General features: G+C 45.0%; 25 protein-coding genes and 1 riboswitch. Of the genes, 8 read left to right on the forward strand and 17 right to left on the reverse strand.

Going from position 1 to position 25,151, the window contains the following annotated elements; all coding sequences use genetic code 11:
• Positions 1-101: 101 nt before the first annotated feature.
• The 8 genes from HWX64_RS02255 to HWX64_RS02290 form a co-directional block, all read right to left on the reverse strand.
• Positions 102-1,448 carry a copper amine oxidase gene (locus HWX64_RS02255; protein WP_175986898.1) on the reverse strand — a complete coding sequence of 449 codons (1,347 nt, stop codon included), beginning with the start codon at positions 1,446-1,448 and terminating at the stop codon, positions 102-104.
• A 185-nt stretch (positions 1,449-1,633) separates the two neighbouring features.
• A complete protein-coding gene (locus tag HWX64_RS02260; protein ID WP_175986900.1) occupies positions 1,634-2,341 on the reverse strand; it encodes an anti-sigma factor in 708 nt (235 codons plus the stop codon).
• Positions 2,338-2,904: an RNA polymerase sigma factor gene (locus HWX64_RS02265; RefSeq protein ID WP_175986902.1), complete on the reverse strand. Its 567-nt coding sequence runs from the start codon at positions 2,902-2,904 to the stop codon at positions 2,338-2,340. The genes HWX64_RS02260 and HWX64_RS02265 overlap by 4 nt, the downstream gene beginning before the upstream one ends.
• 278 nt (positions 2,905-3,182) lie before the next feature.
• A complete protein-coding gene (gene mreBH / locus HWX64_RS02270) occupies positions 3,183-4,187 on the reverse strand; it encodes a rod-share determining protein MreBH (protein ID WP_175986904.1) in 1,005 nt (334 codons plus the stop codon).
• 473 nt (positions 4,188-4,660) lie between these two features.
• On the reverse strand, positions 4,661-6,319 hold the full coding sequence (locus tag HWX64_RS02275; RefSeq protein WP_175986906.1) for a methyl-accepting chemotaxis protein: 1,659 nt from the start codon (positions 6,317-6,319) through the stop codon (positions 4,661-4,663).
• A gap of 23 nt (positions 6,320-6,342) precedes the next feature.
• Positions 6,343-7,320, reverse strand: a complete 978-nt coding sequence (locus tag HWX64_RS02280) for a BMP family protein (RefSeq protein ID WP_217703485.1) — start codon at positions 7,318-7,320, stop codon at positions 6,343-6,345.
• Positions 7,321-7,599: 279 nt separating this feature from the next.
• On the reverse strand, positions 7,600-8,103 hold the full coding sequence (locus HWX64_RS02285) for an acyl-CoA thioesterase (RefSeq protein ID WP_032085621.1): 504 nt from the start codon (positions 8,101-8,103) through the stop codon (positions 7,600-7,602).
• An 87-nt stretch (positions 8,104-8,190) separates the two neighbouring features.
• On the reverse strand, positions 8,191-9,387 hold the full coding sequence (locus tag HWX64_RS02290) for a NupC/NupG family nucleoside CNT transporter (protein WP_254871017.1): 1,197 nt from the start codon (positions 9,385-9,387) through the stop codon (positions 8,191-8,193).
• Positions 9,388-9,510: 123 nt separating this feature from the next.
• A riboswitch (purine riboswitch) is annotated at positions 9,511-9,612 on the reverse strand.
• A gap of 186 nt (positions 9,613-9,798) precedes the next feature.
• On the opposite strand from HWX64_RS02290, the gene HWX64_RS02295 reads away from it, so the two are divergent.
• Positions 9,799-11,625, forward strand: coding sequence for a solute:sodium symporter family transporter (locus tag HWX64_RS02295; protein ID WP_175986908.1), 1,827 nt, complete (start codon positions 9,799-9,801; stop codon positions 11,623-11,625).
• A gap of 108 nt (positions 11,626-11,733) precedes the next feature.
• Here HWX64_RS02295 and HWX64_RS02300 read toward each other — a convergent pair whose 3' ends face one another.
• Positions 11,734-11,862 carry a YflJ family protein gene (locus tag HWX64_RS02300; RefSeq protein ID WP_071619527.1) on the reverse strand — a complete coding sequence of 43 codons (129 nt, stop codon included), beginning with the start codon at positions 11,860-11,862 and terminating at the stop codon, positions 11,734-11,736.
• 427 nt (positions 11,863-12,289) lie between these two features.
• Here HWX64_RS02300 and HWX64_RS02305 point away from each other — a divergent pair, with 427 nt between their 5' ends.
• Together HWX64_RS02305 and HWX64_RS02310 are read left to right on the forward strand one after the other, a co-directional pair.
• Positions 12,290-13,426, forward strand: coding sequence for a hypothetical protein (locus HWX64_RS02305; RefSeq protein ID WP_175986910.1), 1,137 nt, complete (start codon positions 12,290-12,292; stop codon positions 13,424-13,426).
• 33 nt (positions 13,427-13,459) lie between these two features.
• Positions 13,460-14,932 carry a hypothetical protein gene (locus HWX64_RS02310; protein ID WP_175986912.1) on the forward strand — a complete coding sequence of 491 codons (1,473 nt, stop codon included), beginning with the start codon at positions 13,460-13,462 and terminating at the stop codon, positions 14,930-14,932.
• Positions 14,933-14,992: 60 nt separating this feature from the next.
• Here the strand turns inward: HWX64_RS02310 and HWX64_RS02315 are convergent, their stop codons facing one another.
• Positions 14,993-16,282: an MFS transporter gene (locus HWX64_RS02315; protein WP_175986914.1), complete on the reverse strand. Its 1,290-nt coding sequence runs from the start codon at positions 16,280-16,282 to the stop codon at positions 14,993-14,995.
• 175 nt (positions 16,283-16,457) lie between these two features.
• On the opposite strand from HWX64_RS02315, the gene HWX64_RS02320 reads away from it, so the two are divergent.
• On the forward strand, positions 16,458-17,039 hold the full coding sequence (locus HWX64_RS02320) for a DUF6944 family repetitive protein (RefSeq protein WP_175986916.1): 582 nt from the start codon (positions 16,458-16,460) through the stop codon (positions 17,037-17,039).
• Positions 17,040-17,089: 50 nt separating this feature from the next.
• Positions 17,090-17,272 carry a hypothetical protein gene (locus HWX64_RS02325; protein WP_175986917.1) on the forward strand — a complete coding sequence of 61 codons (183 nt, stop codon included), beginning with the start codon at positions 17,090-17,092 and terminating at the stop codon, positions 17,270-17,272.
• Positions 17,273-17,350: 78 nt separating this feature from the next.
• On the opposite strand, the gene HWX64_RS02330 is transcribed toward HWX64_RS02325, so the two are convergent.
• The gene (locus tag HWX64_RS02330) at positions 17,351-18,583 is read right to left on the reverse strand and encodes an aminopeptidase (RefSeq protein ID WP_175986919.1); all 1,233 of its coding nucleotides are present in this window, start codon (positions 18,581-18,583) and stop codon (positions 17,351-17,353) included.
• A gap of 250 nt (positions 18,584-18,833) precedes the next feature.
• On the opposite strand from HWX64_RS02330, the gene HWX64_RS02335 reads away from it, so the two are divergent.
• Entirely contained in the window at positions 18,834-19,199 is a 366-nt protein-coding gene (locus HWX64_RS02335) for a hypothetical protein (RefSeq protein ID WP_175989597.1), read from the forward strand.
• Positions 19,200-19,348: 149 nt separating this feature from the next.
• On the opposite strand, the gene HWX64_RS02340 is transcribed toward HWX64_RS02335, so the two are convergent.
• Positions 19,349-19,801, reverse strand: coding sequence for an Rrf2 family transcriptional regulator (locus tag HWX64_RS02340; protein ID WP_175986921.1), 453 nt, complete (start codon positions 19,799-19,801; stop codon positions 19,349-19,351).
• Positions 19,802-19,977: 176 nt separating this feature from the next.
• On the opposite strand from HWX64_RS02340, the gene hmpA reads away from it, so the two are divergent.
• Entirely contained in the window at positions 19,978-21,207 is a 1,230-nt protein-coding gene (hmpA, locus tag HWX64_RS02345; RefSeq protein WP_175986923.1) for an NO-inducible flavohemoprotein, read from the forward strand.
• 73 nt (positions 21,208-21,280) lie between these two features.
• On the opposite strand, the gene HWX64_RS02350 is transcribed toward hmpA, so the two are convergent.
• The gene (locus HWX64_RS02350) at positions 21,281-21,448 is read right to left on the reverse strand and encodes a hypothetical protein (protein ID WP_175986925.1); all 168 of its coding nucleotides are present in this window, start codon (positions 21,446-21,448) and stop codon (positions 21,281-21,283) included.
• Between the two features lie 258 nt (positions 21,449-21,706).
• Here HWX64_RS02350 and HWX64_RS02355 point away from each other — a divergent pair, with 258 nt between their 5' ends.
• Entirely contained in the window at positions 21,707-22,081 is a 375-nt protein-coding gene (locus HWX64_RS02355) for a DnaJ family domain-containing protein (protein ID WP_175986927.1), read from the forward strand.
• A 47-nt stretch (positions 22,082-22,128) separates the two neighbouring features.
• Here the strand turns inward: HWX64_RS02355 and HWX64_RS02360 are convergent, their stop codons facing one another.
• The 4 genes from HWX64_RS02360 to HWX64_RS02375 all read right to left on the reverse strand — a co-directional run bounded on the left by HWX64_RS02360 (position 22,129) and on the right by HWX64_RS02375 (position 25,060).
• The gene (locus tag HWX64_RS02360; protein ID WP_175986929.1) at positions 22,129-22,725 is read right to left on the reverse strand and encodes a hypothetical protein; all 597 of its coding nucleotides are present in this window, start codon (positions 22,723-22,725) and stop codon (positions 22,129-22,131) included.
• Positions 22,712-23,752 (reverse strand): hypothetical protein, encoded by a 1,041-nt coding sequence (locus tag HWX64_RS02365; protein WP_175986931.1) that lies wholly within the window; start codon positions 23,750-23,752, stop codon positions 22,712-22,714. The genes HWX64_RS02360 and HWX64_RS02365 overlap by 14 nt, the downstream gene beginning before the upstream one ends.
• A 29-nt stretch (positions 23,753-23,781) precedes the next feature.
• The gene (locus HWX64_RS02370) at positions 23,782-24,666 is read right to left on the reverse strand and encodes an ABC transporter permease subunit (RefSeq protein WP_175986933.1); all 885 of its coding nucleotides are present in this window, start codon (positions 24,664-24,666) and stop codon (positions 23,782-23,784) included.
• A gap of 202 nt (positions 24,667-24,868) precedes the next feature.
• Positions 24,869-25,060, reverse strand: coding sequence for a histidine kinase (locus HWX64_RS02375; protein ID WP_254871018.1), 192 nt, complete (start codon positions 25,058-25,060; stop codon positions 24,869-24,871).
• Positions 25,061-25,151 lie beyond the last annotated feature (91 nt).

Below are 25,151 nucleotides of genomic sequence, written 5' to 3' on the forward strand. Positions count from 1 at the left end.
AGGAAGACAACCCTCATAGTATAAAATATGTGAAGCCACTCCTTTCATCTTCACAAAAGAGGGGACAGACCTTGCAGGGGTCGTCCCTCTTTCTTTGTGTATTATTTACTTCCGGCGTATTTTTTAAGGGCTAAAACAGATCCCCCGGCAATCGCCATCAGTGCAGCCAGTAAGTATTCCAGTGGGAATTCCTCCGCGTCAGCTGTACCGCCCATTCCTGTGTTCGGCATTTGGGAGGGCATATCGTGAGCGAACTTATCAGGATATTGATCGACAATGGCTGAAGACAGCCCTTTTGCAGGATTCAGCATATGCTCGTATGCCATACGGATGTCTTCAAAAGACTTTTCATAATCGCCGGCAGCATAGCTGTCAAATGCCCCTACCAATTGATCGACGTGCATTTGAAGCCCCTCTGCCAGAGCGTCGGATTTTAGGCGGCCGTCTGTGGCTGTTTCAAGGAATTTTGAGAAATCGGCACGATAGTTGTCCAGGTTTTGAAGGGCTTCTTTCTTCGCCGCTTCATCCTCTGCACCTGTTGCTTTTACATAGTCAACAAAGAATCCGATATGGTTCGACCACATTTCTTTAAACTGATTCCCGGCTTCCTCTCCATATACAGAGGCGATCGCTGCAGAAAGGGCTTCGGTATTCGCATTTAATGCATCGACCGAAGCATCGAAGTCTTCAGAACCGTCGATTCCATTTTGCATTGCCATTGTGGCAAGTGCAGCATGCTCAGTCAATAGATGGTTAAGGGTTGATCGTAAGTCAGCTGCTGGTGTAACGGCCATGGTGTTCTCGAATTTATCAGGATATTGATCTGTAATGGCGCTGGATAAGCCTTTTGCCACCATATGCATATGATTGATGGCTTCGCGCTCATATTCGTAGGCTTTTTCATAGTCTCCTGCCACATAACTGTCAAATGCCCCTACAAGCTGATTCACGTGCATTTGAAGTCCTTCCGCCAGGCTGTCAGACTCTAAACGTTCACCTGTGGCTGTTTCGAGAAATTTTGAAAATTCAGCCCGGTAGCCGTCCAGATTTTTGAGAGCTTCATCTTTTGCTGCCTGGTTGTTTGCACCTGTTGCTTTAACGTAATCGACAAAGAATCCGATATGATTGGACCACATTTCATTGAATTGGTTTCCAGCTTCTTCCCCGTATACAGAAGTGATGGCCCCTGTTAAGTCCTCTGTATTAGCGTTCAATGCATTTGCTGCTGCATCAAAGTCTTCAGTTCCATCTGCGCCTCTTCTCATTGATTCGACTGCTAAGTATGCATGTTCACTTAAGTAATGCTGCAATGTCGTTCTTAAATCGGATGCCGGCGTCACAGCTGTAGGCGAATGGTCTTCACCGTCATGGGCCAACGCTGTTCCTGCTGCGGGGATCATCAATGTCATGCTCAATGGGATGGCTAAATAACTTTTTTTAAATTTCATAGGGTAATCTCTCCTTTTGTTTTTTTATTTTCATAGAGCTAACGACAGAAGTTGACAGATGGATCACTTTTTTTGAAAAAAGTTTTTTAAAACGGATTAGGGGGGAGAGAAGTTTGTCATCCCAGGGTAATTTCAATATAAAAAACCCGGCTAAATGATGCCGGGTTTTAATACAATGGTGGTTATTAGATTTCAGAAGCAAGTACGATATCCCCTTGAGGAAGCTGGCTGTTAGCATCAGGTTCCAAAGTGATGGCGACTGTATCCCAATCTTCCTTAGCGAATTCTTCGTTCAATTTAAAGACGACAGAGCCTTTACCATCCTGTCCGGTAACAAATGTCCCGGCGCGCTGCGGTTTTTCATCCTTTATGAGCCATACCTGGTATACCTCTTCCTGAGAAAGGTCTTGAAGCTGTGAAGCCTGGACGACAAGGCTTGATTGCCCGCCCTGCTTGATGATGCTGGCTGTCCCTTTTGCATTGCCTTTTACGGCGGCAAGTTCAACATACTGTGTAACCTGATCGATCGTCGCCTGTTCGACAATGTCCTCTTCTTTCTGAATCTGCGTGAACATATAGGCATTCCCGAGTAAGGAAAGGGCAAGCACTGCGGCGACAGAAGGGAAAATCCAGCGCTTTCGGGGTTTTTCTTCCCTGAAAGAAGTGATGGTGTTTTCAGTTTTTTCGATATTAGCAAATACTCGTTCTTCCAGGCCTTCCGGAGGGACGATGGGTTCAGAAGCATAAGGCAGGAATTCATTCAGCTGTATAAGCTCGTTCAGTGCTTCCTGACAGTCTGAACAGCTTTTCAAATGCGTCTCGAACGCTTCTTTGTCCAACTCGTTCAAATGGTGATTATAATAATCGAGTAAGTGATCACATTGATGAGTCATTCCATGGTCCCTCCTTTCCCTTTAAGGCAGTTGTGCAAATGTTTCAGTGCCAGCCGTATTCTTCCTTTCACTGTGCCGAGCGGCGTATCTGTGCTCTTTGAAATCGACTGCTGGGTCAGTCCTTTGAAATAAAATAAATGGATGATCCGCTGCTGATCTTCCTTGAGAGCGCGCATGCAGTCCTGTATGGCTTTCCCTTTTTCCTTCCATTCCACGATATCGGCAGGTGTTTCGTAGCTGACCTGCAGGGAATCTTTTTCAATATATTCGACTGATTCATGTTTCTTGCGCTTGCGGAGTGCGTCCAGGCAAGTATTCCGGGTCATCGTCAATAACCAGGAAGAAAACTTTCCTTTTGAATGGTCATATGGGGCATGCTTCTTCCAAAGTTTCATGAAGACTTCCTGTATGACTTCTTCCGCAATCTCCTGATCACCGGTCATTTTATACGTAAACGAATAAATAAGTTTTTCATATTTACGGTAAAGCTGCCGCAAAGCAGTCGAATCTTGATCATCGACCACTTTCCGATATAAATCAATATCCTTGATTTCCTGTGGCATAAAACGCTCCTTCAATATGACATAAGTAAATTAAGGATACTAAACTACCTTCATTAACTCAATTAACTAACTTCTGAATAGCTAACGAAAAAGGGAGGGATTTGGATCATTTTCAGGTTTAGATTTGTTTGGGAGAGGGTACGGGGGCTGTCAATCCGAAGGCCCGTCCCTCGTTCCGTTAAAGCGCTAAACGCCCGTCCCTCACCACTTTAAAGCGATAAAAAAACGAACCCCCGATTGATGGGAGGTTCGTTTACTGGTAAGTCATTTGTTTACTATTATCTTACCTTTTGCAATTTATGGATGACTGTTAGTGAACGCCCTGTTCCGATTGCGACTGATTCGAGTGGGTTTGGAGCAAGGTGGACAGGTACCACGATTTCTTCACTCAGCCAGTCTTGAAGTCCGTTCAGCAGTGAGCCTCCGCCTGTCAGGATCACACCTCGATCCACGATGTCCCCGCTTAGTTCAGGAGGACAGTTTTCAAGCGTTGCACGGATGGTTTCAAGAATATGAAGCAGCGATTCTCTTAGAGCACTTTGGATTTCATGGGAAGTCAAAGTAATCGTTTTTGGTAATCCGGTAACCAGGTCACGGCCGCGAATTTCCATCGTGCGTTCTTCATGTTCGATTAAGGCATGTCCCACATCGATCTTGATGTTTTCCGCTGTTCTTTCACCGATCAGCAGGTTGTAGCGTTTGCGTACGTGTTGGATGATGTCTTCATCCATTTGGTCACCGCCGATGCGGATCGTATTGCAGGATACCACACCGCCATAAGAGATGATGGCAACTTCTGTTGTTCCGCCGCCGATGTCGACGATCACGTTGGCAACAGGCTCGTCGACAGGAAGGTCTGCCCCGATTGCTGCAGCAACAGGCTCTTCGATAAGAGTGACTGTCTTTGCACCGCTTCCACGTACAGCATCCTGGATCGCTCTGCGTTCCACGCTTGTCGCACCTGATGGCGTACACACAACAACATTTGGCTTACGGATAGAGAAGCCAAGCTTTTTACTCGCTTTTTTCATTACTTGTTTCAACATTTCGGTTGTTACATCAAAGTCAGCGATCACGCCGTCTTTCAATGGGCGGACTGCCACGATTTTACCAGGGGTTTTCCCGATCATGCTTTTGGCTTCTACGCCGACTGCCAATACTTGTTTATTTTCTGTGTCGATTGCGACTACAGATGGTTCGTTTAAAATGATTCCTTTATTTTTACTATAAACTAGAATATTTGCGGTTCCTAAATCGATCCCGATTTCAGAGTTTGATAACATCAATATTCCTCCAACTATAAGAATTCTACACAGTATAACCTTCTATATAGTATAGGAGATTTTTGGCGGTTTTGAAGGTGGAGATATTTACCACCGACACAATGTTACAAAGTATGACATAAAGATTTTTCGTGAAAAGGTTTCTGCAAAGCCATTTTAAATACCTGGGTATGTATAAAAAACTATCCGTTTCATTTACCCTCGTTAAATAAATTTAAACGTCCTGTAATAATGGGGAGGGTGCAATTACGACTAGTAGAAAGGTGACATCCTGGTTTTATTGGTAAATGAGTAGGAATTCTTAGTGACAGTAGTGATAGTTTGAGATAATATCAGGAAGATAGTGGATATGACGATGATGATGGAATCAAGACGATTTCCTCTGAAAAAAATATTCAATCATGGATTCGTTTTATTGATAGGACTCATTCTGTAATAAAGTAAGAGATCGGACCCATGGCCCGATCTCTTTTTTATAAAGTGAATTTCTCCAGTTCCTTCTTCATCTTAACGGTCATGGCATTCAATTCTGATACTTGACCGGTCAACTGCTCGAAGTAGCGGAGCTGTTCCTCCGTTGAAGAATAGATTTCTTCCGTACCTGCTGCCGTTTCTTCGGTGATGGCTGAAATGTTTTCCACGGCTGCAATGACATTGTTGGTTCGCTCATTCGAGGCCATCATCCCTGTTTCGAGCTCTGATAATTTTTCGTAGATCGACGAGACATTACCTGCAATTTCTTCAAAAGCACTTTCGGTTACGGACATCGACTCCATTTGCCGGTTCGAAAGGCTGCTCCCTTTTTGTGAAGCTTCCATGATGGAATGAATGCCTTCTTTAATGCTTCCGACCATGCTTCCGATTCGTTCCGTTGCTACGGACGAGTCTTCGGCAAGCTTACGGACTTCCTGAGCCACGACGGCGAAACCTTTTCCGGCATCACCTGCGCGGGCGGCTTCGATTGCTGCGTTAAGGGCGAGGAGATTAGTCTGTTCAGCAATTTCTTTTACTGCCTGGGCAGCCTGTTCGATTTCTCCTGTGTACCTTGCAAAGGATAGAACTGATTGTTCGATTGAGGCTGAAGAATCATTGATGGATTCAGCAAATTCTTTTTGCTTGATCAGCGACGTTCTTCCGTGCTCTACAGATTGAAGAGCGACTTTACTATTGGCGGAAGATTCCTGGCTGCTGCGTACATTGCTGGCAAATTCCTCGCCCATCACTGTCATCAAGGAAGCGGTGGACTGAACATCCTCTGAGATTGCCTGGCTTCCCTTAGCTAATTCTTCGGTTGAAACAGCGACTTGACTGCTGCTTTCAGATAGATTTGCCATTTGACCCTGGACATCCCTGGTGAATTGTTCTACATTCACACCAATTTCATTGACGGACTGAACCGTATTACGCAAATTCATGACCATGTGCTGAAAGGCTTCCTGAAGCTTATATACCTCAAATTTGTTGTTCTTTTTGCTGCTTTCTTCAAACGATATCGTGAGGTCTCCGCGAGCCATTCTTTCCGCATTATGAACCATCGCATTCAAGGGTTTCACAATTCGGTTTGATAGAATGGCAGAGGCACCGATTGATAGGATGAGGGCCGTCAGAAAGCCGATGATTGTCGCCCACACTATGAAAGTGATTTGCTGCTCATTCTCTTTTAATAGGTTTTGATACCAGTCAGAGGTCTGTTTGTTTAATAGGTGCATATCATTCAGGACGCCGGAAATCCTTAGCGATTGCCGCTTGATTTCCGCTTTGTTGTTTGCATTCAGCGCTTTGCCGGAAACGGATTTCAGTTCTGAAAACTTTGTTTCTATGATGGCTAACGTTTCGTCCTGCTCTTTTACGGAAATGAGTTTACCGAGTTCATCGATCTGTGAGGAGGTATCTGTCAACAACGTTTCCGCCATCTGCTTATTTTCATCAGAGGTATTGACGGAATAATTGGCGAGGGCCTGTTTCGTGACGATCAGGTCGCTGCGCAGCTTTTCCGTTTCTACTAGGATTTTGACATCTTCATTTGCTGAACTTTGAAGAGAGATCAATTGAGATACAACATACCCTATAATGATGGTAGATAGAATGAGGGGGATGAACCCCAGTATCATTAATCGTTTTTTCAGTGCCATGTAAATACTCCTTAAAAGTGAGATTAGTTCATCTTAATCGTGACTTCCCCTGAGATGATCTTGTCTGTTGCTTCTTTGAGCATTTTCTTTTCATCATCCGTCAATTCTGTGATCCGGACTGGGGCAAGTCCGACTCCATCTTCCTTTAACCCAAGCTCAAATGATGCCTCAGAAATACTGCCTTCAGACACCAGTTCTTCTGTCAGGTTGAAAACGGCATTATCGATTTTTTTCATCATGGACGTCACGACCGAATTTTCCGCAATAAAATATTGATCGGAATCGACTCCACCTGAATAGACGCCCGCCTTCTGGGCAGCCTGTATCGCGCCGACCCCTGTAAATCCGGCAGCAGGGTAAATGAAGTCTGCGCCGGCTTTGATCTGTTTATCCGCAATGCTGCTACCAAGGGCTGCATCCCCAAAGTTATTCGCATTGTCTTTCAGGATTTTGATGGAAGGATTCACATACTTAGCACCCTGTTCAAAGCCTTTTTCAAAACGGTGAATGACAGGTACATCCGCACCCCCGATGAATCCGAGCGTATTCGTCTTCGACTTCATCGCAGCCACCATTCCGACAAGGAAGCTTCCTTCGTGTTCCTTAAATGTGATGGATGTAATATTATCGAGCTCTGAAAATCCATCAATCATCAAATAATGCTGCTCCGGATGTTCTTTCGCAACTTTCTCAAGCGCTTCTTGAATGGAGAACCCAAGCCCGATCACCAGGTCATGGTCCTGAGCCGTGAGTTCCTGAAGTGCTTCTTCAAAATTCCCATCCGGTGCTTCCCTGTAATCAAACAGGATTCCCAGCTCATCGCGTGCCCGTTCAAGCCCGCGGAAAGCCGAATCATTAAAGGAGCCATCTCCAAGACCCGTGTCAGAGAGAAGGATACCGATCGTTTGTAAGTTTTCATTATTCTTTTGGTCAGCTGAAGACGACGAGCATCCGGCTGCCGCCAGCATCATCACCAGCAATATCATCATGAACTTTTTCAAAACAAACCCTCCAGATTAGTGTAAGAATAAGGACGTTGTACTTGTCCGTACCTTTGTATTATCGGAGGTGGGTGGAAAATTGTTATAGGGATGAGAAATGTGGGAGTATTTTGAAAATTGGCTGCGTGGAGACTGAGAATAGGGTGGGGAAGACGTCGACATATATTGATCAACAGTTCGCTTAAAAGTAATCATAAGCGGGTTCAAGAATTAAAAAAGTTTCATGAAAGCAGCCAGAAATAAAAAAGAGATGCTCAACTCAAGCATCTCTTCAAAAAACTAATATGCATTCCTGAAAAACTCCGCCAGCTCCTGGCTGTGCTTTTTACGTGCTTTCCTGTGTTCCGCCCGGTTCTTAGCCGTTTCGTTCAGCCATTTTTCTTCTTCTGTTTCCGGTACGACTTCCGGTATCACGACAGGCTTTCCGTCCTCAAGGGCGACGAATGTTAAAAAGGAAATGGCTGCGACATTAGTTTCACCGGTAAGCAGGACTTCTGACGTGACCTTGACGCCGACTTCCATCGAACTGCGTCCGGTATAAGTGACCATTGCTTCCAATGTAACGGCATCTCCGACTTTGATCGGCTGCAGGAAGTCGACCGAGTCGGTGGATGCGGTGACGACCGGTTTACGTGCATGCCGGGTGGCCGCGATGGATGCGACGTCGTCTATATAGGCCATCAGCTTTCCGCCGAATAAAGTACCGTGATGGTTGGTATCCGGCGGAAGCACATGGGTGGTTTTACTTGTTTTTGTTTCTTTCATGAATTTCTTTTCTCTCAATTCGTTCACCTTCCGTCCCAAATAATAAACGTACACTACCTTTTACTATTCACCAAAGACCGAAAATGAAACATAAATTAACCAATTTTATAAAAATATACTGACGACAATTGCTGTGATGAAACTTGCAAGTGTACCAGCTGCAATGGCTTTGAGGCTAAGCTTTGAAACAGTCGGGCGCTGGGAAGGTTCAAGGGAACCCAAGCCGACGATCAGTTGACCGATCGAGGAAAGATTCGCAAAGTTACATAGGGCAACAGATAGAATTGCGACTGTTTTCGGCGAAAGCTCATCCACTATCCCTGACAGCTGATCAAAAGCGACAAATTCATTGACAGAAAGCTTTGTTCCGATGATGGATGCAGCCCGGAATGCTTCCTCCACTGGAACACCCACCAATAAAGCGAGTGGATAGAAGACGTATCCAAAAATGGTGGACAGGTCTGTGTGAACGAGTCCAAGGACACCATTTACAAGCGCAAGCACCCCGATGAAGGCAATTAATAAACCACCGATATTGATTGCAAGCTGAACGCCGCTGATCGCTCCTTCTGAGATGGCTTCGAAAATGTTGGTATGACCGGTTTTTCCTAACGATATGTCCCCATTTGTTTTTGATTCTTCCGTTTCCGGTTCCATGATTTTCGCCATGATGAGAGAAACGAGCGGAACACTGAAGACAGACAGAAGAAGATACTTCATCTCAATTCCCATCAAGGAATAGCCGATCAAGATCGCTCCGCTTGCAGAAGCGGTTCCTCCGACCATTACCGCGAACAGCTCTGAACGGGTGAGTTTTGCCAGATAAGGCTTGACCAGAAGAGGAGCTTCGACCAATCCGAGAAACGAATTTCCGATTGCGTTGAAGGATTCAACCTTTGTCGTCCCCATGATTTTGCCCAGAACGATCCCGATATACTTAACGAAGAGCGGGATGATGCGTAAATAGTAAAGCGCGGAAATCACGGCAGAAATAAAAATGATGGCTCCAAGCACATTGATTGCAAACACGAATGTGATATTGCTGCCTTTTTCAAAGAATCCGCCGAAGACGAACATGATTCCTTCGTTGCTGTAGTCGATGACTTTTTGTACGCCGAGTGCCGTTTTTTTCAGCAGCGTCTGACCGAATGGAACTTTTAAGACGAAAAGGACAAGAAGGAATTCAAGCGCAATTCCTATTCCCACTGTCTTCCATTTGATTGCTGAGCGGTTGCTGCTCCACAGCCAGCCAAGGAAGAGAACCCCGGCAAGTGATAATAAACCGAATACTAAATCCATCATGTTACCTCCAATAAAACGAACCCTTATAGATCGGATGTCAGACCTCTCTAAATTAAACAAAATAAAAACGTGCATGCAGACCATCTCTTAATCTATAAAGAAAGTCTGCATGCACGGAAAAAGCATAGATCCGACTTTCCTTATAGTCCGGCAATTTACGGGTGCCGGGTAGAGACTTATGGTCCATATCACCATAGTTATATAAGGAATTCGTATGAAATTTTTAAAATATGTTGTTTACTCTAACATAAGGAAGAAGGCTGGTACAATAGTTTTTCGCGAAGGTTTTGAGTGGAAAATACAGGTGAATCTTTTTTACTATTATTAGAAAAATTCGGAAAAATAGTTTAGCAGAATAACGTTAAGGGGATATTTCTTCTAATCTTAATGAATAGGAAGGGAAGAAGAAAAATGGGTGGAAGTGGACTGCTTTTTACTATTGTTTCCTGTGTTTTTTTCATGGCGCTTGTCGGCTGGGTTTCGTATGTAAAAACGAAAGGGTCGGTGAATGATTCAACGGGATATTTTTTAGCGGGGAGGGGGCTGACGGGAACGTTCATTGCAGGGTCGCTGCTGTTGACGAACCTATCTGCAGAGCAGCTGGTCGGACTGAATGGACAGGCCTTCCGTGCGAACCTTTCCAATATGGCGTGGGAAGTCACCGCAGCATTTGCAATCATCATCATGGCGTTATATCTTCTGCCCAAATATTTGGGACGCAGCTTCACCACGCTGCCGGAGTTTTTGAATCAGCGGTATGACAAAGGGGTGCGGCAGTATACGACGGTCCTCTTCATGCTCGGATATGTATTCGTCACGATCCCTTCGATGCTGTACTCGGGGGCGCTCGCTGTCCTGAAGCTGTTTGATGTACCTGGTTTGCTTGGCATTACATATACCCAGTCGATCTGGGCGATCGTGTGGACGATCGGCATCATCGGCAGTATTTACGCGATTTTCGGCGGCCTGAAAGCCGTCGCGATATCAGATACAATTAACGGAATAGGACTATTGATCATCGGGGCGCTGGTTCCGATATTGGGCTTTTATGCGTTAGGGGATGGAAGCTTCTTATCGGGCGTAAAAGAGATTGCGACCAACAATCCTGAAAAATTGAATTCCATCGGTACGTCGTCTGATTCCGTACCCTTTTCGACGATTTTTACCGGGATGATCTTCGCTAACCTTTTCTATTGGGCCTCCAATCAGTATGTCATTCAGCGTACGCTTGGGGCGAAAAACCTGGCTCAGGGACAGAAGGGTGTCATCATCTCCGGTTTCTATAAGCTGCTCGTTCCCTTTATGATGATGCTTCCAGGCGTCATCGCTTTCCATCTTTACGGAGGGACGCTGAAGAGTGTGGACCTGGCATACCCGGCGCTGATCAATGAAGTGCTGCCGTCCTATCTGACGGGATTCTTTTTGGCGGTATTGCTCGGGGCAGTGCTAAGTTCGTTTAACTCGCTCCTGAACAGTGCCGCTACATTGTTTGCACTGGATATTTACAAGCCTCAGTTCAATCCGAAGGTCAGTGATGAAAAATTGATTTCGATCAGTAAATGGTTCGGCGCTGCCCTTGCCGTGGTGTCGATGTGCATTTCACCGCTATTGATCCATGCGACGGATGGATTGTGGGACTTGATCCGGAAATTCACCGGCTTCTTTAATATCCCGATCATCGTCGTGCTGCTGGTCGGTATCTTTTCGAAACGAATCCCGGCAGCCGCTGCGAAAACGGTCATCATCCTTCACGTGTTCGCCTACTATATGCTTGTGTGGGGGACGGGGCATCTGTTCGGCTTCACGATCGGCATCAACTTTATTCACATCTATGGAATTCTGTTTGCAGCAGAGGTCCTGCTCATGGTGCTGTTCGGTTTCTGGAAGCCGCTCGCGAAACCGTATGAATACAGGTACAATCCTAAAGTGGACATGATGCCATGGAAATGGAGCATCCCGGCCTCTGTCATCCTGATGGCATGCGTTGCGGTAACGTACTTCATCTTTTCACCGATTGGTCTGGCCTACGAAGGCGGCGTGATCTCCCCATGGTTTTGGCCGGCATCCGGGGGCGTGGCACTGGTGACGGCATTGCTCATCTATTTGTCTCTTAAAAGCTGGAACGGCAAATACGCTGCCTATCTATTGAAAAATAAATCATATAAATTGAAACGCACCCGAAGCTATTCCACCATGAAGGAGTTGCAGCCGATTTTTTACAGGGTCAAAGTAAAGTGATGATAGTTTGAGTAAGGAGCTATGTAAGACACGAATCTCAAAAAAAGAGGGACGGGCCTCCATTCCTATGACTTGGTCTTAGGAGAGAGGTCCGTCCCTCTTATTCTATTATTTAGTACGTTCTAATAGATTTGCCAGAACGTGCTTTTTGTAGGATTCAACTTTGCGTTCTTCGTAGCGGCGAACGCCTGCTTTTTTAAGTTCTTCCACGTACCAGCCTTTGCTTCCTCTATGCATCTAAAAACATCCTTTCTGCGTAGTATTGATTGGAATCTCCGACTAACTCGGGTCGAGAGTTACATAAAGATTGCTTACGGTTGTACATTGTAACATCTGTGTTTTTACCTTTAAAGGGGTCATCCGGAATTTTTCGGATTCAGGCTTTTCTGAAAGTTTATGAAGAAAAATAAATTTTTTTAAAAAATGTGATCCAGATTATAACTTCTTACGTTGGCTTAGTGAAATATTGATATCGAGGGGGATGAAGTGTTTTGAGCCAGGCACAAATGAAGTGTTTTGAGCCAGGCACAAATGAAGTGTTTTGAGCCAGGCACAAATGAAGTGTTTTGAGCCAGGCACAAATGAAGTGTTTTGAGCCAGGCACCTCTCCCGCCATTTGATCACATACAAAAATTCTTCAATTGAAAGGAGGTGACAAGACGCAGTGCAGAAACGACTAATTGGCGCTTTGCTATTTATTGGGGTGCTCGCCGTTCCTACATTTGCTTCGGCGGAAGGCGGACTGTTATCCAATGTCACCGATGAAGTGGATGCAGTCACGGATGAGGTCATTTCCACCGAGGACAAAGCCAGTCGAGAGGCACCTGCTCCTGACGAGGAGGAGGACAAGCCTGGAGAGGGAAATATCCTTTCTTCAACAATCGATTCGGTGAAGGACACGGTTGATCAAACGACCGGAACTGTTAAAAATACCGTGGATACAACGGTTTCCGAAGCAGGTGATGCGGTGAACCGAACCGTGGACACGGCTGTTGAACCGGTTTCCCGATTGACAGGGGATTCAGCGGCTCCTGTAACGGATACGGTGAAAGAATCGACAAAATCCGTTACGAATACCGTTGAACATACAACCAAAACGGTAACCGGCACAGTCGAAGATACTGCTGAGACAGTGACAGAAACGGTGGATGATACGACGAAACCTGTAACGGAATCACTATCCGATGATGAACCTTTGGTAGAAGTCGATGTCGAGGAGCCCGAAGTGAAAGTTGAGACCGGCATCATTGAGGCAGATGTTTCAGATGAACCGTCAGTCAATGTGGAAACTGAAGATCCGGATAGGATTCAGGATTCACCAAATACTACAGTGATTCCTGAAAGTCAGGAAAGTAAAAAGGATGCTCCTGATAAAGAAAATAAAGGAACGTCTGAACTGAGCACAGAAACCAGAATGAACAAAGCCAAACAAATAGAGGAATCCATCACAGCTGCAGCAACCGGGACAGCTTCACCTGAAAAAAAGCCAGTGAACACAGGGGCTGTTGAAGGACAGGCAGAAGAATCAAAAAATGATCTTCCGCCAATCCCATATAAACAGATGGAACCAGTACTTACTAACTCGACAACCAACACGACAAACGGCCATTCCACAATTACAAATGGAATGGGGCAGTCTCCCGCTGCAGGAAACCTGCAGGCATTCCGGGAGCGGGAAGCCGACAATGTCAGTCTTGAGCGTTCAGGTTTCAACGGAAAAGAAAATCTATATTACGATCAGTGGTTAAACGCACCACCGTCACAGCCACCTCAACATTCTCTTCTTTTCAAAAGTATATAAACCTAAAAACTTTTAAAAGGAGAGAATATTAAAATGAGAAAAAGCGTATTTAGAACATTAGCATTTACTGGTGGTTTAGCAGCAGCATTAACATTCGGAGGTCAAACAAGTTTTGCGGCAGACAACGATTCTTTACTGGATCGTGACAGCGGGCTGGTTGAAGACATCAATATCCTTGATTCAGAAGATGGTCTATGGGAAGGGTTAAACCTAGGAGGATCGGACGATGAGTCGAATTCTGATGTCAACGCAGACGCGGATGCAGATGTCATGGGCGAAACAAAAGTCGATGAAAAAAATGACACGGTTTCTACTAAAAATGGTGCGGAAGCCGAATCCGGTGTAAACGCAGCGGTTGAAGGAGAAGACGAATCAGCAGAAGTGAATGCAGATACAGAAGCTGGCGTGAAAAACGAAACAGAAGTGGACGAAGAAAATGACACTACTGCGACTTCAACAGAAGCAGGAGCGTCTCAAGACGTGAACGCAGCGGTTGAAGGAGAAGACGAATCAGCGGAAGTGAATGCAGAAACGGAAGCTGGCGTGAAAAACGAAACAGAAGTGGACGAAGAAAATGACACTACTTGGACTTCAACAGAAGCAGGAGCGTCTCAAGACGTGAACGCAGCGGTTGAAGGAGAAGACGAATCAGCGGAAGTGAATGCAGAAACGGAAGCTGGCGTGAAAAACGAAACAGTAGTGGATGAAGAAAATGACACTACTTGGACGTCAACAGAAGCAGGAGCGTCTCAAGATGTAAACGCGGCATTTGAAGGAGAAGATGAGTCGGCAGAAGTTGGAGCAATGACAGATGCTGGAATCATGAATGAAACGATGGTCAATGAAGAAGACGAATCTGTTTCATCAAAAACTGCCGGTAACCTTGCTTCAGGACTAAATGCTTCAGCTGCCAATGAAGACAGTGAAGTGATGGCTGATGCAATGACTGATAATACTGGATGGGTTATGTTCGAAAGCAATGAAGAAAATGATTCTTCAAGTGCAGCAATCGGTACTGAATCCATGAATGGTTTCACTCTTGGAGCGATGGACCGTGAGGACGGAGAATCTTCCAAAGTAGAAGATATGAACGATACTTCTCTTATGACAATGGCAGAAAACAATGAAGATTCTTCTAAATTTACTGCAGAAGCAGGCAACGATCTTATGCTTGGTGCCATGACTGAAGATGAAGACGGAGAATCTGCTGCCATGGTTATGAACAACGTTGATGCTGCACTATGGGCTGAATCAATGGAAGATGATGAAGAAGAGTACAGAAATGCAGGCCTTTCAGCTGGTACTGACACTGCTTTAAACTTCCTTTCTTCTGATGAAGATCGTGAATCATCCCTTCTTTCCAACCTTGGTGTGAATGCTGATGCAAGCTACACAGAGTGGGAAAACGAAGATGATTCCGATCGTGAATTCAATCTTGGTCTTTCAACGGATCTTGGACTAAATGCGATGCAGTCTTCTGAGGATGGTTTTGACTTGGGACTGTAAGGAATAAAGAAAAGGAATGATCCGCTTTCTCGGATCATTCCTTTTTTGGGCTTAACGCCCTTATTGAACAGCTTTCTTAAGCTCAAGCTCCTCTTTTTCAAACCGCTCAAACATGATGTAGAACAAGCCGGCGCTGATCAGGGCAAGCAATGATAAGATGATGAACGTCCAGTCATACCCTACATACAGTGAGAGTGTGATCGACAGCGGTGCGATCGTTCTTGCAATCGTAAAGCGAAGGCTTGCCGCAGCAAAGTACTGTCCTCTCATATGATCAGGGGCAAGCTTTGATACAAAGCTCTGCTGGATCCCTGCCGTCATGAGCTCGGCGAAGGTAAACACCGCCATCGCCGCGATGAAGATCCAGACGGAGCTTGACTGTCCGAACATCAGGATCGACACGGCGTAAATAACGGATGACAGGATAAACACATTCCGCTCGCGGAACTTGGTGATCCAGCGCGTGATGACCACTGTCAAAAGCGCCACCAGGAATCCGTTTTCCGAGAGGATCAGCCCGAAGATCTGCTCACTGACAAGCGTCAATGACCAGTCACCGACACTGAACAGCACGGCCTGGTCCATCACATCTTTTATATACACAGGAAACAGCAGATCGAGCTGCATGAATGTCTGACCGACAAGAATTCCAGCTAGAATGAATAATAAGAACGTCTTATCCTTGAAAATAACACTGTAATCCTTAAACTGATCACTCAATACACTATGCCAGGCTTTCTTTTTGCCTTCCGTCACAAGCAGCTTGCTTCGATCGGCCGGTGCGGTTTCGCGCGTCATTTTATATAAAAGAAATGCGAGTCCCATACAAATGATGGCCGCAGCCACCAGGAGCTGGAATCTGTAATGCACGTAGAAAATACCGCCCAAGATCGGCCCAACGACCACGGCAATGTTGATGGACGTATAGAACACGGCGAAAACGTGGCTTCGGTCCTTCTCATCTACCACATCGGCGACCATCGCCTGACTTGCAGGCCAGTAAAATGATCCGAATACCCCCACTAAACTAAAACAAATGAAACCTATAAGTGCAGAATCAAGCCATGGCGAACTTGCCAGGCCGAAGATTAAAAACGCAAACCCCTGTCCGAAAGCGGAAATCACCATCATCTTCTTCCGTCCGAACCGGTCCGCACAATAACCTCCCATTAAGTTGGCAGCTACCGCAAACACTTGAGAAAGAACCAATAGTAAACCTGCTGTCTGTTTTCCGAACGCTTCTGTGAAATAAATCGTCAGAAACGGAAAGAACATCCAGAATGTGATGTTGATCGCTGCTTCCCCAAACAGCCGGACCTTGAGATTCCGGTCCCAATCACGAATTCTCATCTATTTCTCCCCCCTTTTGAAAACCATAGATGAACTAGAATATCATAGCCTGATAAAACGAAATAGACAAGATGGATTTACTGGAATTTACAAATTTTTTAAAGACGTCCCGGAGATGCGGATTTTTGGGGTTTTGAATACAGTAATGTATCAGCTGGGAAAGGATGAGTTGGAGGTGAAAGGTGAGTTAATGATTCTGACTGGCGCGTGGATTCAAGTGCTGGGTACAGTGATTGCGGCAATCGGGGAAACCATATTGGTAAAAGAAGAACATGCCGGTTTTCGACTGGTTTCAATCGGCAATGGCTTTGAAGCAGCGGGGAATTCCCTGCAGGCTGCCGGGGCTGAAAAGGCATCGGATGGATCTGAGGGAGAGCGTTTGAGGATCACTGGTGACTGGTTTCAAGCAGCAGGGAACGTAACAAACGTCCGGGCAGCTGAGCTTCAATTTTCAGGAGAAGAAATAGAGGGATTGAGCTTGGATGTAATCGGTGATAGTGTCCAGTCGATTGGAGCTGCATTTGAAGCGTATGGAGCAAGTATTGGAGATGCGAGTTTTAAAAAGCTGTTAACAACGGGGAATACCATTCAGTCATTAGGGGCAGCATTGGAAGCCATTGGTGAAACCTATGTTTTAAAAGGGGAAAGGGCGTTAGGGCTGCAAATCACGGCATTCGGAAGTTATGCGCAGGCGGCAGGAGCAACGATTGCGGCGGTGGCGTTGACGAAGGAACATGGAGGCGGAGAAGTAAAATAATGCACTGAATGACATGTTGAAAAATGTAGAACTGCGGGATTAAAGGTGTTTTGAAAGATTATGACCCGAAACTCGACGATTATGTGGTGAAACTCGATGATTTTAGGCGGAAACTCGATGATTATGGGCAAAAACTCGATGATTATGGAGTAAAACTAAAAGATTATTGGGAAAAACCGAAAGAAATGTTCTCTGAACTCGAAGATGATTGGCTCCCAGCTATCATACATTAACGGCAGCGTCATATAGATACATAAAAAATCCCAAAAGGCAGCAATTCGCACCTTTTGGGATCCCTTATTTATATAAAATTAAAACGCCCAGCCGCCATCACGGAATACAGGCTCAGTTGAACCGTCTTCTTTGATTCCATCGATGTTCATTTTGTCTGAACCGATCATGAAATCAACGTGGGTGATACTGTTGTTCAAGCCATTCTGATCAAGCTCTTCCTGGCTCATTTTCTTTCCGCCTTCGATACAGAATGCGTATGCATTCCCGATGGCAAGGTGGTTTGATGCGTTCTCGTCAAACAACGTGTTGTAGAAAAGGACGTTTGATTGAGAGATCGGTGATTTATGAGGGACGAGGGCGATTTCTCCCAGGTAATGAGAGCCTTCATCCGTATCGACAAGACGCTTCAGGATTTCTTCGCCTTCTTCTGCCTTCACATCGACGATACGGCCGTTTTCGAATGTAAGCGTGAAGTTATCGATCACGTTACCTCCGTAGCTTAATGGTTTCGTGCTTGATACCGTCCCGTATACACCTGTTTTCAACGGCACAGTGAAGACTTCCTCGGTCGGCATGTTTGCCATGAACTCGACACCCTGCTCATTGACACTTCCTGCACCTACCCAAAGGTGACCTTTAGGAAGCTCGATTGTCAGGTCTGTACCAGGAGCCGTGTAGTGAAGTTTTTGATAGTTCTTTTCGTTCAGGTATTCCACTTTTTCATGAAGCGTTGCATCATGGTCTTTCCATGCTTGAACAGGATCCGCCTGGTCTGCACGCACAGCCTTGAAGATGGCATCCCATAATAAGTCCACTTGCTCCTCTTCAGAAGCATCCGGGAATACTTTAGCAGCCCAGTCTTTGGATGGAGCAGCCAGTACACACCAGCTTACTTTGTCAGATTGAATGAACTGACGATACTTGGACATCGCCTTGCCTGCCACCTTTTGGAAGTTGGAGATTCGCTCCGGATCCACGCCTTTAAGAAGGTCAGGGCTTGAAGATACGATGCTCATGAACGCAGCGCCGCCTTCCGCAAGCTCCTCCACTTCACGTGCTTTCCACTGCGGGAACTCCTGGAATGCTTCATCCGGGGCAAGATCGTATTTCGTACGATTCACCACGTCGTCGTTCCAGTTTACGTATACATGCTTCGCGCCGACTTCATAGGCTTTTTTCACCACTAAACGAACAAACTCAGCCGCATCGATGGAGGTGTTGATCACCAATGTCTGGCCCTTTTGTACGTTTACACCGACTTGAACGGCAAGACTCGCGTACTTTTCTAGATTTTGTTGAAAGTTAGACATAATATGTATTCTCCTTTTTTCAGAATGTTCTATTACAATTCAATTGTATCAGTGCCATCAAGGTTTGCAAGTGTTTTCAACCGACATAAATAGACGAAGCACGCTCACCGGGCGGCGACGGTTTATGAACGTTCTTTTACAATCCTCGTATTTTGTCGACAGGTCTGAATCCCCACGGATATAATATTCTTATAACTTTAGTGAAAATAAGGGGGAAACCTGGTTGGCTTGGAATGTACTTTTATTGAGAATGTCCGCTGTATATGCACTGATCGGTGCCTTCATGGGATCTCATATGGCAGGGGCCGGGTCTTACGCATTTAAACCCATCCATGCTCATATCCTGGTTGTCGGATGGCTGAGTCTGTTTGCCTTTTCATCCTATTACCGCTCCTATGAAGTGCCGAAGACGTCCAGACTGGCAGCCTTTCACGTATGGACCGCCATCATCGGGACGTTCGGATTGACGTCCGGGATGTGGCTTTATAATCTGAACCCGTTTAATCTTCCAGCGACGTTTACGATGGTCTTTTATATCGTGGGCGGAACTACGCTGCTGGTAAGCTTTTTCCTGTTCATGATTATGACATTCAAGTACGCGGAAAGCAAAAAGTAAGAAGGGAGTCTGTTTTCTATTGAGGAGACAGGCTTTTTTTATATCCGGTCTTGAGGCGGTGCCTGAAACGGATGAGGTGGCTTCCGGGAAATAAGCGCACGCGTTCATATAAAAATCCCCTCCCGAAAAACGGAAGGGGATGACGGATATTACTGTTCGGTTTCTCTTTGCTGTTCTTGAAAAAGCAGTCGATAATCCATAGGGTTTGTTACGAGGTCAGCAAGTGTGTAGTCATCCAGGACTGAAAGATAGGCGTTCAGTGCTTTGGCAAGTACGTGTTTAAGTCCGCAGACGGGAGTGATGACGCAGCTGTTATGTTTGCTGAAACATTCAACCAGCTCAAAATCTTCCTCCGTTTTCCGTACGAGTTTACCGATGTTGATATCAACAGGATCCTTGGCGAGCTTGATGCCGCCGTATCTGCCGCGGACGGTTTCGATGATCCCCATTTTCCCTAATTCATACGTAACCTTCATCAGGTGGTTTTTTGATATCTGATAAGAATCTGCAATTTCTTTTATAGTAGAGAGTTCGGTCCTAGGCTTGGATGCCAGATAGATCAGGACTCTCAGGGAATAATCAGTATATAGTGTCAATTTCATATGGATTCACCCTTTTCTTTACATGATTCCATTATACTAATCCAAAGCGTTTGTGTCTAAATAATGGATTGAATTGTGTCTAAACTGTTAAAGGTGTATTTGAAATATTGCTTTAAATGATCTAAAGGTGTAAGTTAAAGATGTATTCAAAATATATCTTTAGAGGTGAATGTAAAATGCTATCTCAAAAAACAATTGATATCGTGAAATCCACTGCACCCGTTTTAGAAGTCAAAGGGACAGAGATTACTTCTGTTTTTTATAAAAATATGTTTGCAAGCCATCCGGAGTTATTGGATATTTTCAACCATGCCAACCAAAAGAAAGGAAGACAGCAAACGGCGTTGGCGAATACGGTCTATGCCGCTGCACAAAATATTGATCGATTAGAAGCGCTGCTCCCTGCCGTTAAGCAAATCGCTCACAAACATAGAAGTTTGGGGATCAAACCTGAACATTATCCTATCGTTGGGGAACATTTACTGGGAGCGATCAAAGAAGTGCTTGGCGATGCTGCTACGGATGAAATCATCCAGGCGTGGGCAGATGCTTACGGCGTAATTGCCGGAGTGTTCATCGATGTGGAAGAACAGATGTATGTGGAAGCGGAGCAAAAAGAAGCCGGATTCCGTGACTTCAAACCATTTGTTGTGGCTAAGAAAATAAAAGAAAGCGATGTTATCACATCCTTCTATCTGGTACCACAGGATGGAGAAAAGGTCCCTGCGTACAAACCAGGGCAGTACATCTCGGTTCGTGTGACGATCCCCGGTCAAAAGAATACACATATCCGTCAATACAGCTTATCAAGCGCTTATAAAGGAGAGTTCTTCCGTATTTCTGTCAAGAAAGAAGCTGAATTTGATCCGAATGGGGTTGTATCGACATTCCTGCATGATGAGGTCAAGGAAGGAAGCGTCATCGAGGTAAGTGCTCCTGCAGGTGATTTCTACTTGAATGAAGAAAACACGGAGGGCAAGGTTGCATTCATTTCAGGAGGCGTGGGCATCACACCAATGATGAGCATGCTTGAAACAATCGCTGAAAAGAATCCGAAGCGTCCAACTGCATTCATCCATGCAAGTAAAAATGAAAGCGTGCAAGCGTTCAGAAATGACATCGACGTATTGATGGATGAGCTGGAAAACGGGGAAGCATGCTATATTTTAGAAAACCCTGAAAACGTTTCTCTTTGCAACTTTTCCGGGTACGTGAACAAAGAAATCCTATCAACTTATGTAGACCAGGAAACAGAATGCTATGTGTGCGGACCTGCTCCATTCATGAAAGCTGTAATCATGACGTTAAAAGAGATCGGTCTTCCTGAAAACAAAATCAAATTTGAATTCTTTGGTCCTTCCATGGATTTATCCACTGTGGATGAAAAAGAGAAAGTGAGATCTTAATTAGGGCTGAGAACGATTTAGAAAGAGAAACAAGCATCAGGAACTTTCCTGGTGCTTGTTTATATCTGCCATATTAGAAACGATGCTCGTCGTGATCGACTCTGTTTTTGAAAGCCTCCTGCGTGACGATCAGTTCTTCGTCGCCAGGGGGTTTTTCAGTATGTCGTTCGGAAGTGCTGTTTTGAGGGAAATTACCCGGATGTCCTTTTTTCTTTGCTTCAAATGATTTTCCGCGTGCCATATGAAACACTCCTTTCATGAGTCATAACCGTAGTTTTTCCATGAGGTGTGAAATTATGTAGGGGCGGTAAGATGGTAAAGAGTGGCGATTGTAGCAGACTGAACGTGACTGAACGCTCAGTCGACAGTTGTTGCTGTATCGTCAAAATTTACCCCGATCAAAAAGATATATTCGTATACACTAAGAGTAACAAGTGGCCTGCCACACGTCTTTTGAATATTCAGCCGGTCCCACTGAAATCTCTACTGGAGGGGTTACATGGATTTTTCAATGATTATTTCAGAACAAAGGATTAAAAAGGCCCAGGAGGACGGGGAGTTTGAAAACCTTCCGGGCTACGGAAAACCACAGAATCTGGACGATGACTTATCGATACCGCCGGCTCTCCGGATGGCGCACCGGATCATGAAGAACGCCGGTTATTCCACAGAGGAAATGGATATCAAGAAAGAAATGATGAGGATTGAGGATCTGATCCGCGTGTGTGAAGATGATTCGGAAAAGAAAGAGCTGCAGAAGAGTCTTAATGAAAAAATGGTAAGATACAATTCGATGCTGTCGAAGAAAAGGGTGAAGACGAACAGTTCGATGTTTAAAAATTATGAGCAGAAAATTGAAAAGAAGCTGCTGTGACAGTAGAACCCCCGCTCAATCCGTGAGCGGGGGTTTTAGGTGATGTACTATTTGATTGGTTTAGGTTTGGTTTGGAACATCGACTCACATAATCCCCATGCTATGTCGTTTCCGTTCGGATCAGTTATGCTGACGATTGGAACAACTCGTGAGAGGACCCTGACCTCATCCACCTTTGTCATACCGACTATAAGCTTCATGTTTTCTCCGTTTATACCGTAGATCTCCTGTATTTTCAGCGGCTGCAGAGCAGGATTGAACAGGACTTCCATCAAATATCGTTTGGAGGGGTCCTTCCTGGGAAGCGTGATTGTATAGCTCCCGTCCTTATCGACTTTTACAGTCCCTTCAGCAGTGATAGCCGTACTTGCTTCAGCCTGCCAACGTATGATGGTGCCGTATTTGCTGGAAAGGTCGCCGTATTCTTTAATACTGGCATAAATCACGGAATTTTTAGGAAGGTTGCTTGTTCCTTCAATGATGAGCTCATTTGATTTTAGGTTCACTTTCCCGTCAAGTTTGACAAGTTTGCCTGTATTCTGCTTGGTTTTTACTCCCGGAGTGGCATCCCACTCGATTCTGCAGCCCGACAGGAAGAGGGTGCTCATGATTAATAGTAGGAAGGTCAGCTTATATGGATTCATGATGATTCCCCCTCCTGCTTTCACGGCCGGAAAGGACAAACAAGTTATCGGCAGTTGAAGGAGGGATCTCAGGTTTAACCAAAATCTTTTTCGGTTTCCTTAAAGACTTTCCTTCAATAAATACTTCCTTTATAACCGAGTTGATTTCATTCACACAAAAAATCGCTGCCGCAAAGAAGGCAAGGGGTGCAAGGAGCAGCCAGGGATATAGATGAACCTGGTAGATATTGATGCTCATCGTGGCAGCCCAGTCATTAATGAAGGAGAAATATTCAGGCCTGGGCTCGAGCATCCCGAATTCGACAATTCTGAGACCGCCCAGACAGATGTGTAGGATGCCGAGTTGAATGAGTAAATAGAGAGTCTGGGCCAGTTGTTCGGAAAACATTACGATAGCATGACGGCTGAATTGGGAGCGAAGATGCCTTTTGATAATAAAAAGCCTGCCGGCTCCGATCTGCCTTGAAACTGAAATAAAATCATTTTTAAGAAATTCTCTCATTTCCTCTCCAATGTACATACCGAGTGAAGGGATGACAATGACGGAAATCACGATGACCTGAATGACAAGAAACTTCATGGAATAAAGAGAACCTGTTTCAAAAGCCCTCTGCAGGGGTGCTAATAACACAAAGGCGATAATGGCAAGCGGGATGAAATTGAACGTGTCACCGAGTCCTTTGCAAACCTGTCTCACCCAGCCCGGAAGAAATGCGTAAGTCAATCCGAACAAAAAGCCTCCGACCATGCGGATCAGGGCAATCGCAGTCGCGGCGAGGAGAGTGTATTTAGCTCCTTCTATCAGTACATAAAAGACATTTCGCCCTAACTTATCACTCCCCAACGGACCCATTTCTGAGGGGGTATAAGGGGGAGAGGCGAGTAATTTGCCAGTCTCCTCATCTTTTAAATAGGAAGGTCCCTGTTCAAAAAGATGCGGATGGGTGCCGGGCAGGACGAAGCTCACGGCGATCAGTAACAACAGGAGCCCGATCGGTATCCATAATCGTAATAAGCGGATCGTCATCAGGCCTGCACCTCCTCATGCGGGAGCCATTATTTTAACAGCAGCCCCCCCAAGCTAAACACCACGAAAAATGGAATGTAAATCATCAGCATGCCCAGGAAAAAAGCACTTGGATTCCGCTGCGAAACGTCCAGCAGGACATTCATGAAACCATTGATGTTGAAAAGGATTTCGATGATCAATAGATTGGACAGCATCAAAAGAAAAATCGGTTTGATATGAAAATAAAAATGGATCCACACATTTCTGAACAGATGCACCCATATCGTATAGGCCCTGGAAAACCCCTTGGAAAAAGAATATTCCACATAAGGCTTTTCCTCTTCTTCCTTGAGCTGAAAGAGAAAATGCTTGGTGAGAAACGCAATCGGCATAATCGCCAGGCAAATGATCGGCACCAAGTAGACTTTTTCATCGCCCAATGTATAGATATCAATCAAAAGAATATCTGTCTTTTTGAAGAACCAGATCACAAAGAACTGAATGAAGACGATGATTAACACATCCGGAAGCGAATCAAAGATGTCCATGAATTTCAAACAAACCTTATACACTTTCTTCGGCAGGAACATGAAACAATAACTGAGTAGTGCAGAAACGGCCGCGGCAGCCAGGAAAGCAAGAAATAAAAGCAGGAAAGAATAGCCGAACAGTTGAAAAAATATTGGATAAATGGGGTACTTTTTATAGTCCGGATCGGCACTTACTTTCGGGTCGGAGCTTATTTCAACGATGAGGGAGGAAGGATGGAATAACTGACTGATGCTTTCGGATAAGGTATGAAAATATTTCCCCATCATGACGACCAGTTCAATGTCGTATGAAAGCAGGACCCCGGCACCGCTGAAAAGAAATAAACCCGTGCATGTCAGTAAAAATTGTGCAGGCAGTGTGAAGTATCGAATTTGTTTCATTTGGACCCCCTTGAATAGTTCTGTTATGAATAGATTATAGTCCTATATGTCAAAAATTACAAAATATTTATAAAATTATTACAATTTAGAATGAGTTTTCCTTTTTCTATACGTGCCTTCGGACAAGACTCTCAAGCTTAATGAAATAGAGGAAAGAATAAAACCCCCGCTCACTTATGGAGCGGGGGTTTAGCCATAAAATTTATTTCTCTCCTTGCTCCCCATCCGGTTTGAACAGGAAATAAGAGATGATTCCCGATAATAATGTACCGCCGAGCACAATCAGCGTCCGCGTGCCTTCAGGGACCTCTGTATAGGCTTTACCCAGATAAGAGTTTCCGACGAGGAATACGACAAGCATGATCGGAATCGTGATGATGAGTCTTTTTTTCAAAACGCCACATCCTTTAGTTCTGCTGTCTTAAGTTTATCATATATAATCTGCTGAAATATCTACAATCCGATGACAAGTCATTTCTTCACAC

The organism is Bacillus sp. Marseille-Q1617 (assembly GCF_903645295.1).
Classification (GTDB): Bacteria; Bacillota; Bacilli; order Bacillales; family Bacillaceae_B; genus Rossellomorea.

Coding starts and splice junctions, on each gene's coding strand:
- HWX64_RS02365 (WP_175986931.1), bottom strand. CDS start 23,752: ATGACGATCCGCTTATTACGATTATGGATACCGATCGGGCTCCTGTTG.
- HWX64_RS02260 (WP_175986900.1), bottom strand. CDS start 2,341: ATGACTCATCAATGTGATCACTTACTCGATTATTATAATCACCATTTG.
- HWX64_RS02275 (WP_175986906.1), bottom strand. CDS start 6,319: ATGGCACTGAAAAAACGATTAATGATACTGGGGTTCATCCCCCTCATT.
- HWX64_RS02350 (WP_175986925.1), bottom strand. CDS start 21,448: ATGGCACGCGGAAAATCATTTGAAGCAAAGAAAAAAGGACATCCGGGT.
- HWX64_RS02335 (WP_175989597.1), top strand. CDS start 18,834: ATGTCCGCTGTATATGCACTGATCGGTGCCTTCATGGGATCTCATATG.
- mreBH (WP_175986904.1), bottom strand. CDS start 4,187: ATGTTATCAAACTCTGAAATCGGGATCGATTTAGGAACCGCAAATATT.
- HWX64_RS02355 (WP_175986927.1), top strand. CDS start 21,707: ATGGATTTTTCAATGATTATTTCAGAACAAAGGATTAAAAAGGCCCAG.
- hmpA (WP_175986923.1), top strand. CDS start 19,978: ATGCTATCTCAAAAAACAATTGATATCGTGAAATCCACTGCACCCGTT.
- HWX64_RS02370 (WP_175986933.1), bottom strand. CDS start 24,666: ATGAAACAAATTCGATACTTCACACTGCCTGCACAATTTTTACTGACA.
- HWX64_RS02255 (WP_175986898.1), bottom strand. CDS start 1,448: ATGAAATTTAAAAAAAGTTATTTAGCCATCCCATTGAGCATGACATTG.
- HWX64_RS02295 (WP_175986908.1), top strand. CDS start 9,799: ATGGGTGGAAGTGGACTGCTTTTTACTATTGTTTCCTGTGTTTTTTTC.
- HWX64_RS02310 (WP_175986912.1), top strand. CDS start 13,460: ATGAGAAAAAGCGTATTTAGAACATTAGCATTTACTGGTGGTTTAGCA.
- HWX64_RS02360 (WP_175986929.1), bottom strand. CDS start 22,725: ATGAATCCATATAAGCTGACCTTCCTACTATTAATCATGAGCACCCTC.
- HWX64_RS02265 (WP_175986902.1), bottom strand. CDS start 2,904: ATGCCACAGGAAATCAAGGATATTGATTTATATCGGAAAGTGGTCGAT.
- HWX64_RS02290 (WP_254871017.1), bottom strand. CDS start 9,387: ATGATGGATTTAGTATTCGGTTTATTATCACTTGCCGGGGTTCTCTTC.
- HWX64_RS02330 (WP_175986919.1), bottom strand. CDS start 18,583: ATGTCTAACTTTCAACAAAATCTAGAAAAGTACGCGAGTCTTGCCGTT.
- HWX64_RS02340 (WP_175986921.1), bottom strand. CDS start 19,801: ATGAAATTGACACTATATACTGATTATTCCCTGAGAGTCCTGATCTAT.
- HWX64_RS02300 (WP_071619527.1), bottom strand. CDS start 11,862: ATGCATAGAGGAAGCAAAGGCTGGTACGTGGAAGAACTTAAAAAAGCA.
- HWX64_RS02315 (WP_175986914.1), bottom strand. CDS start 16,282: ATGAGAATTCGTGATTGGGACCGGAATCTCAAGGTCCGGCTGTTTGGG.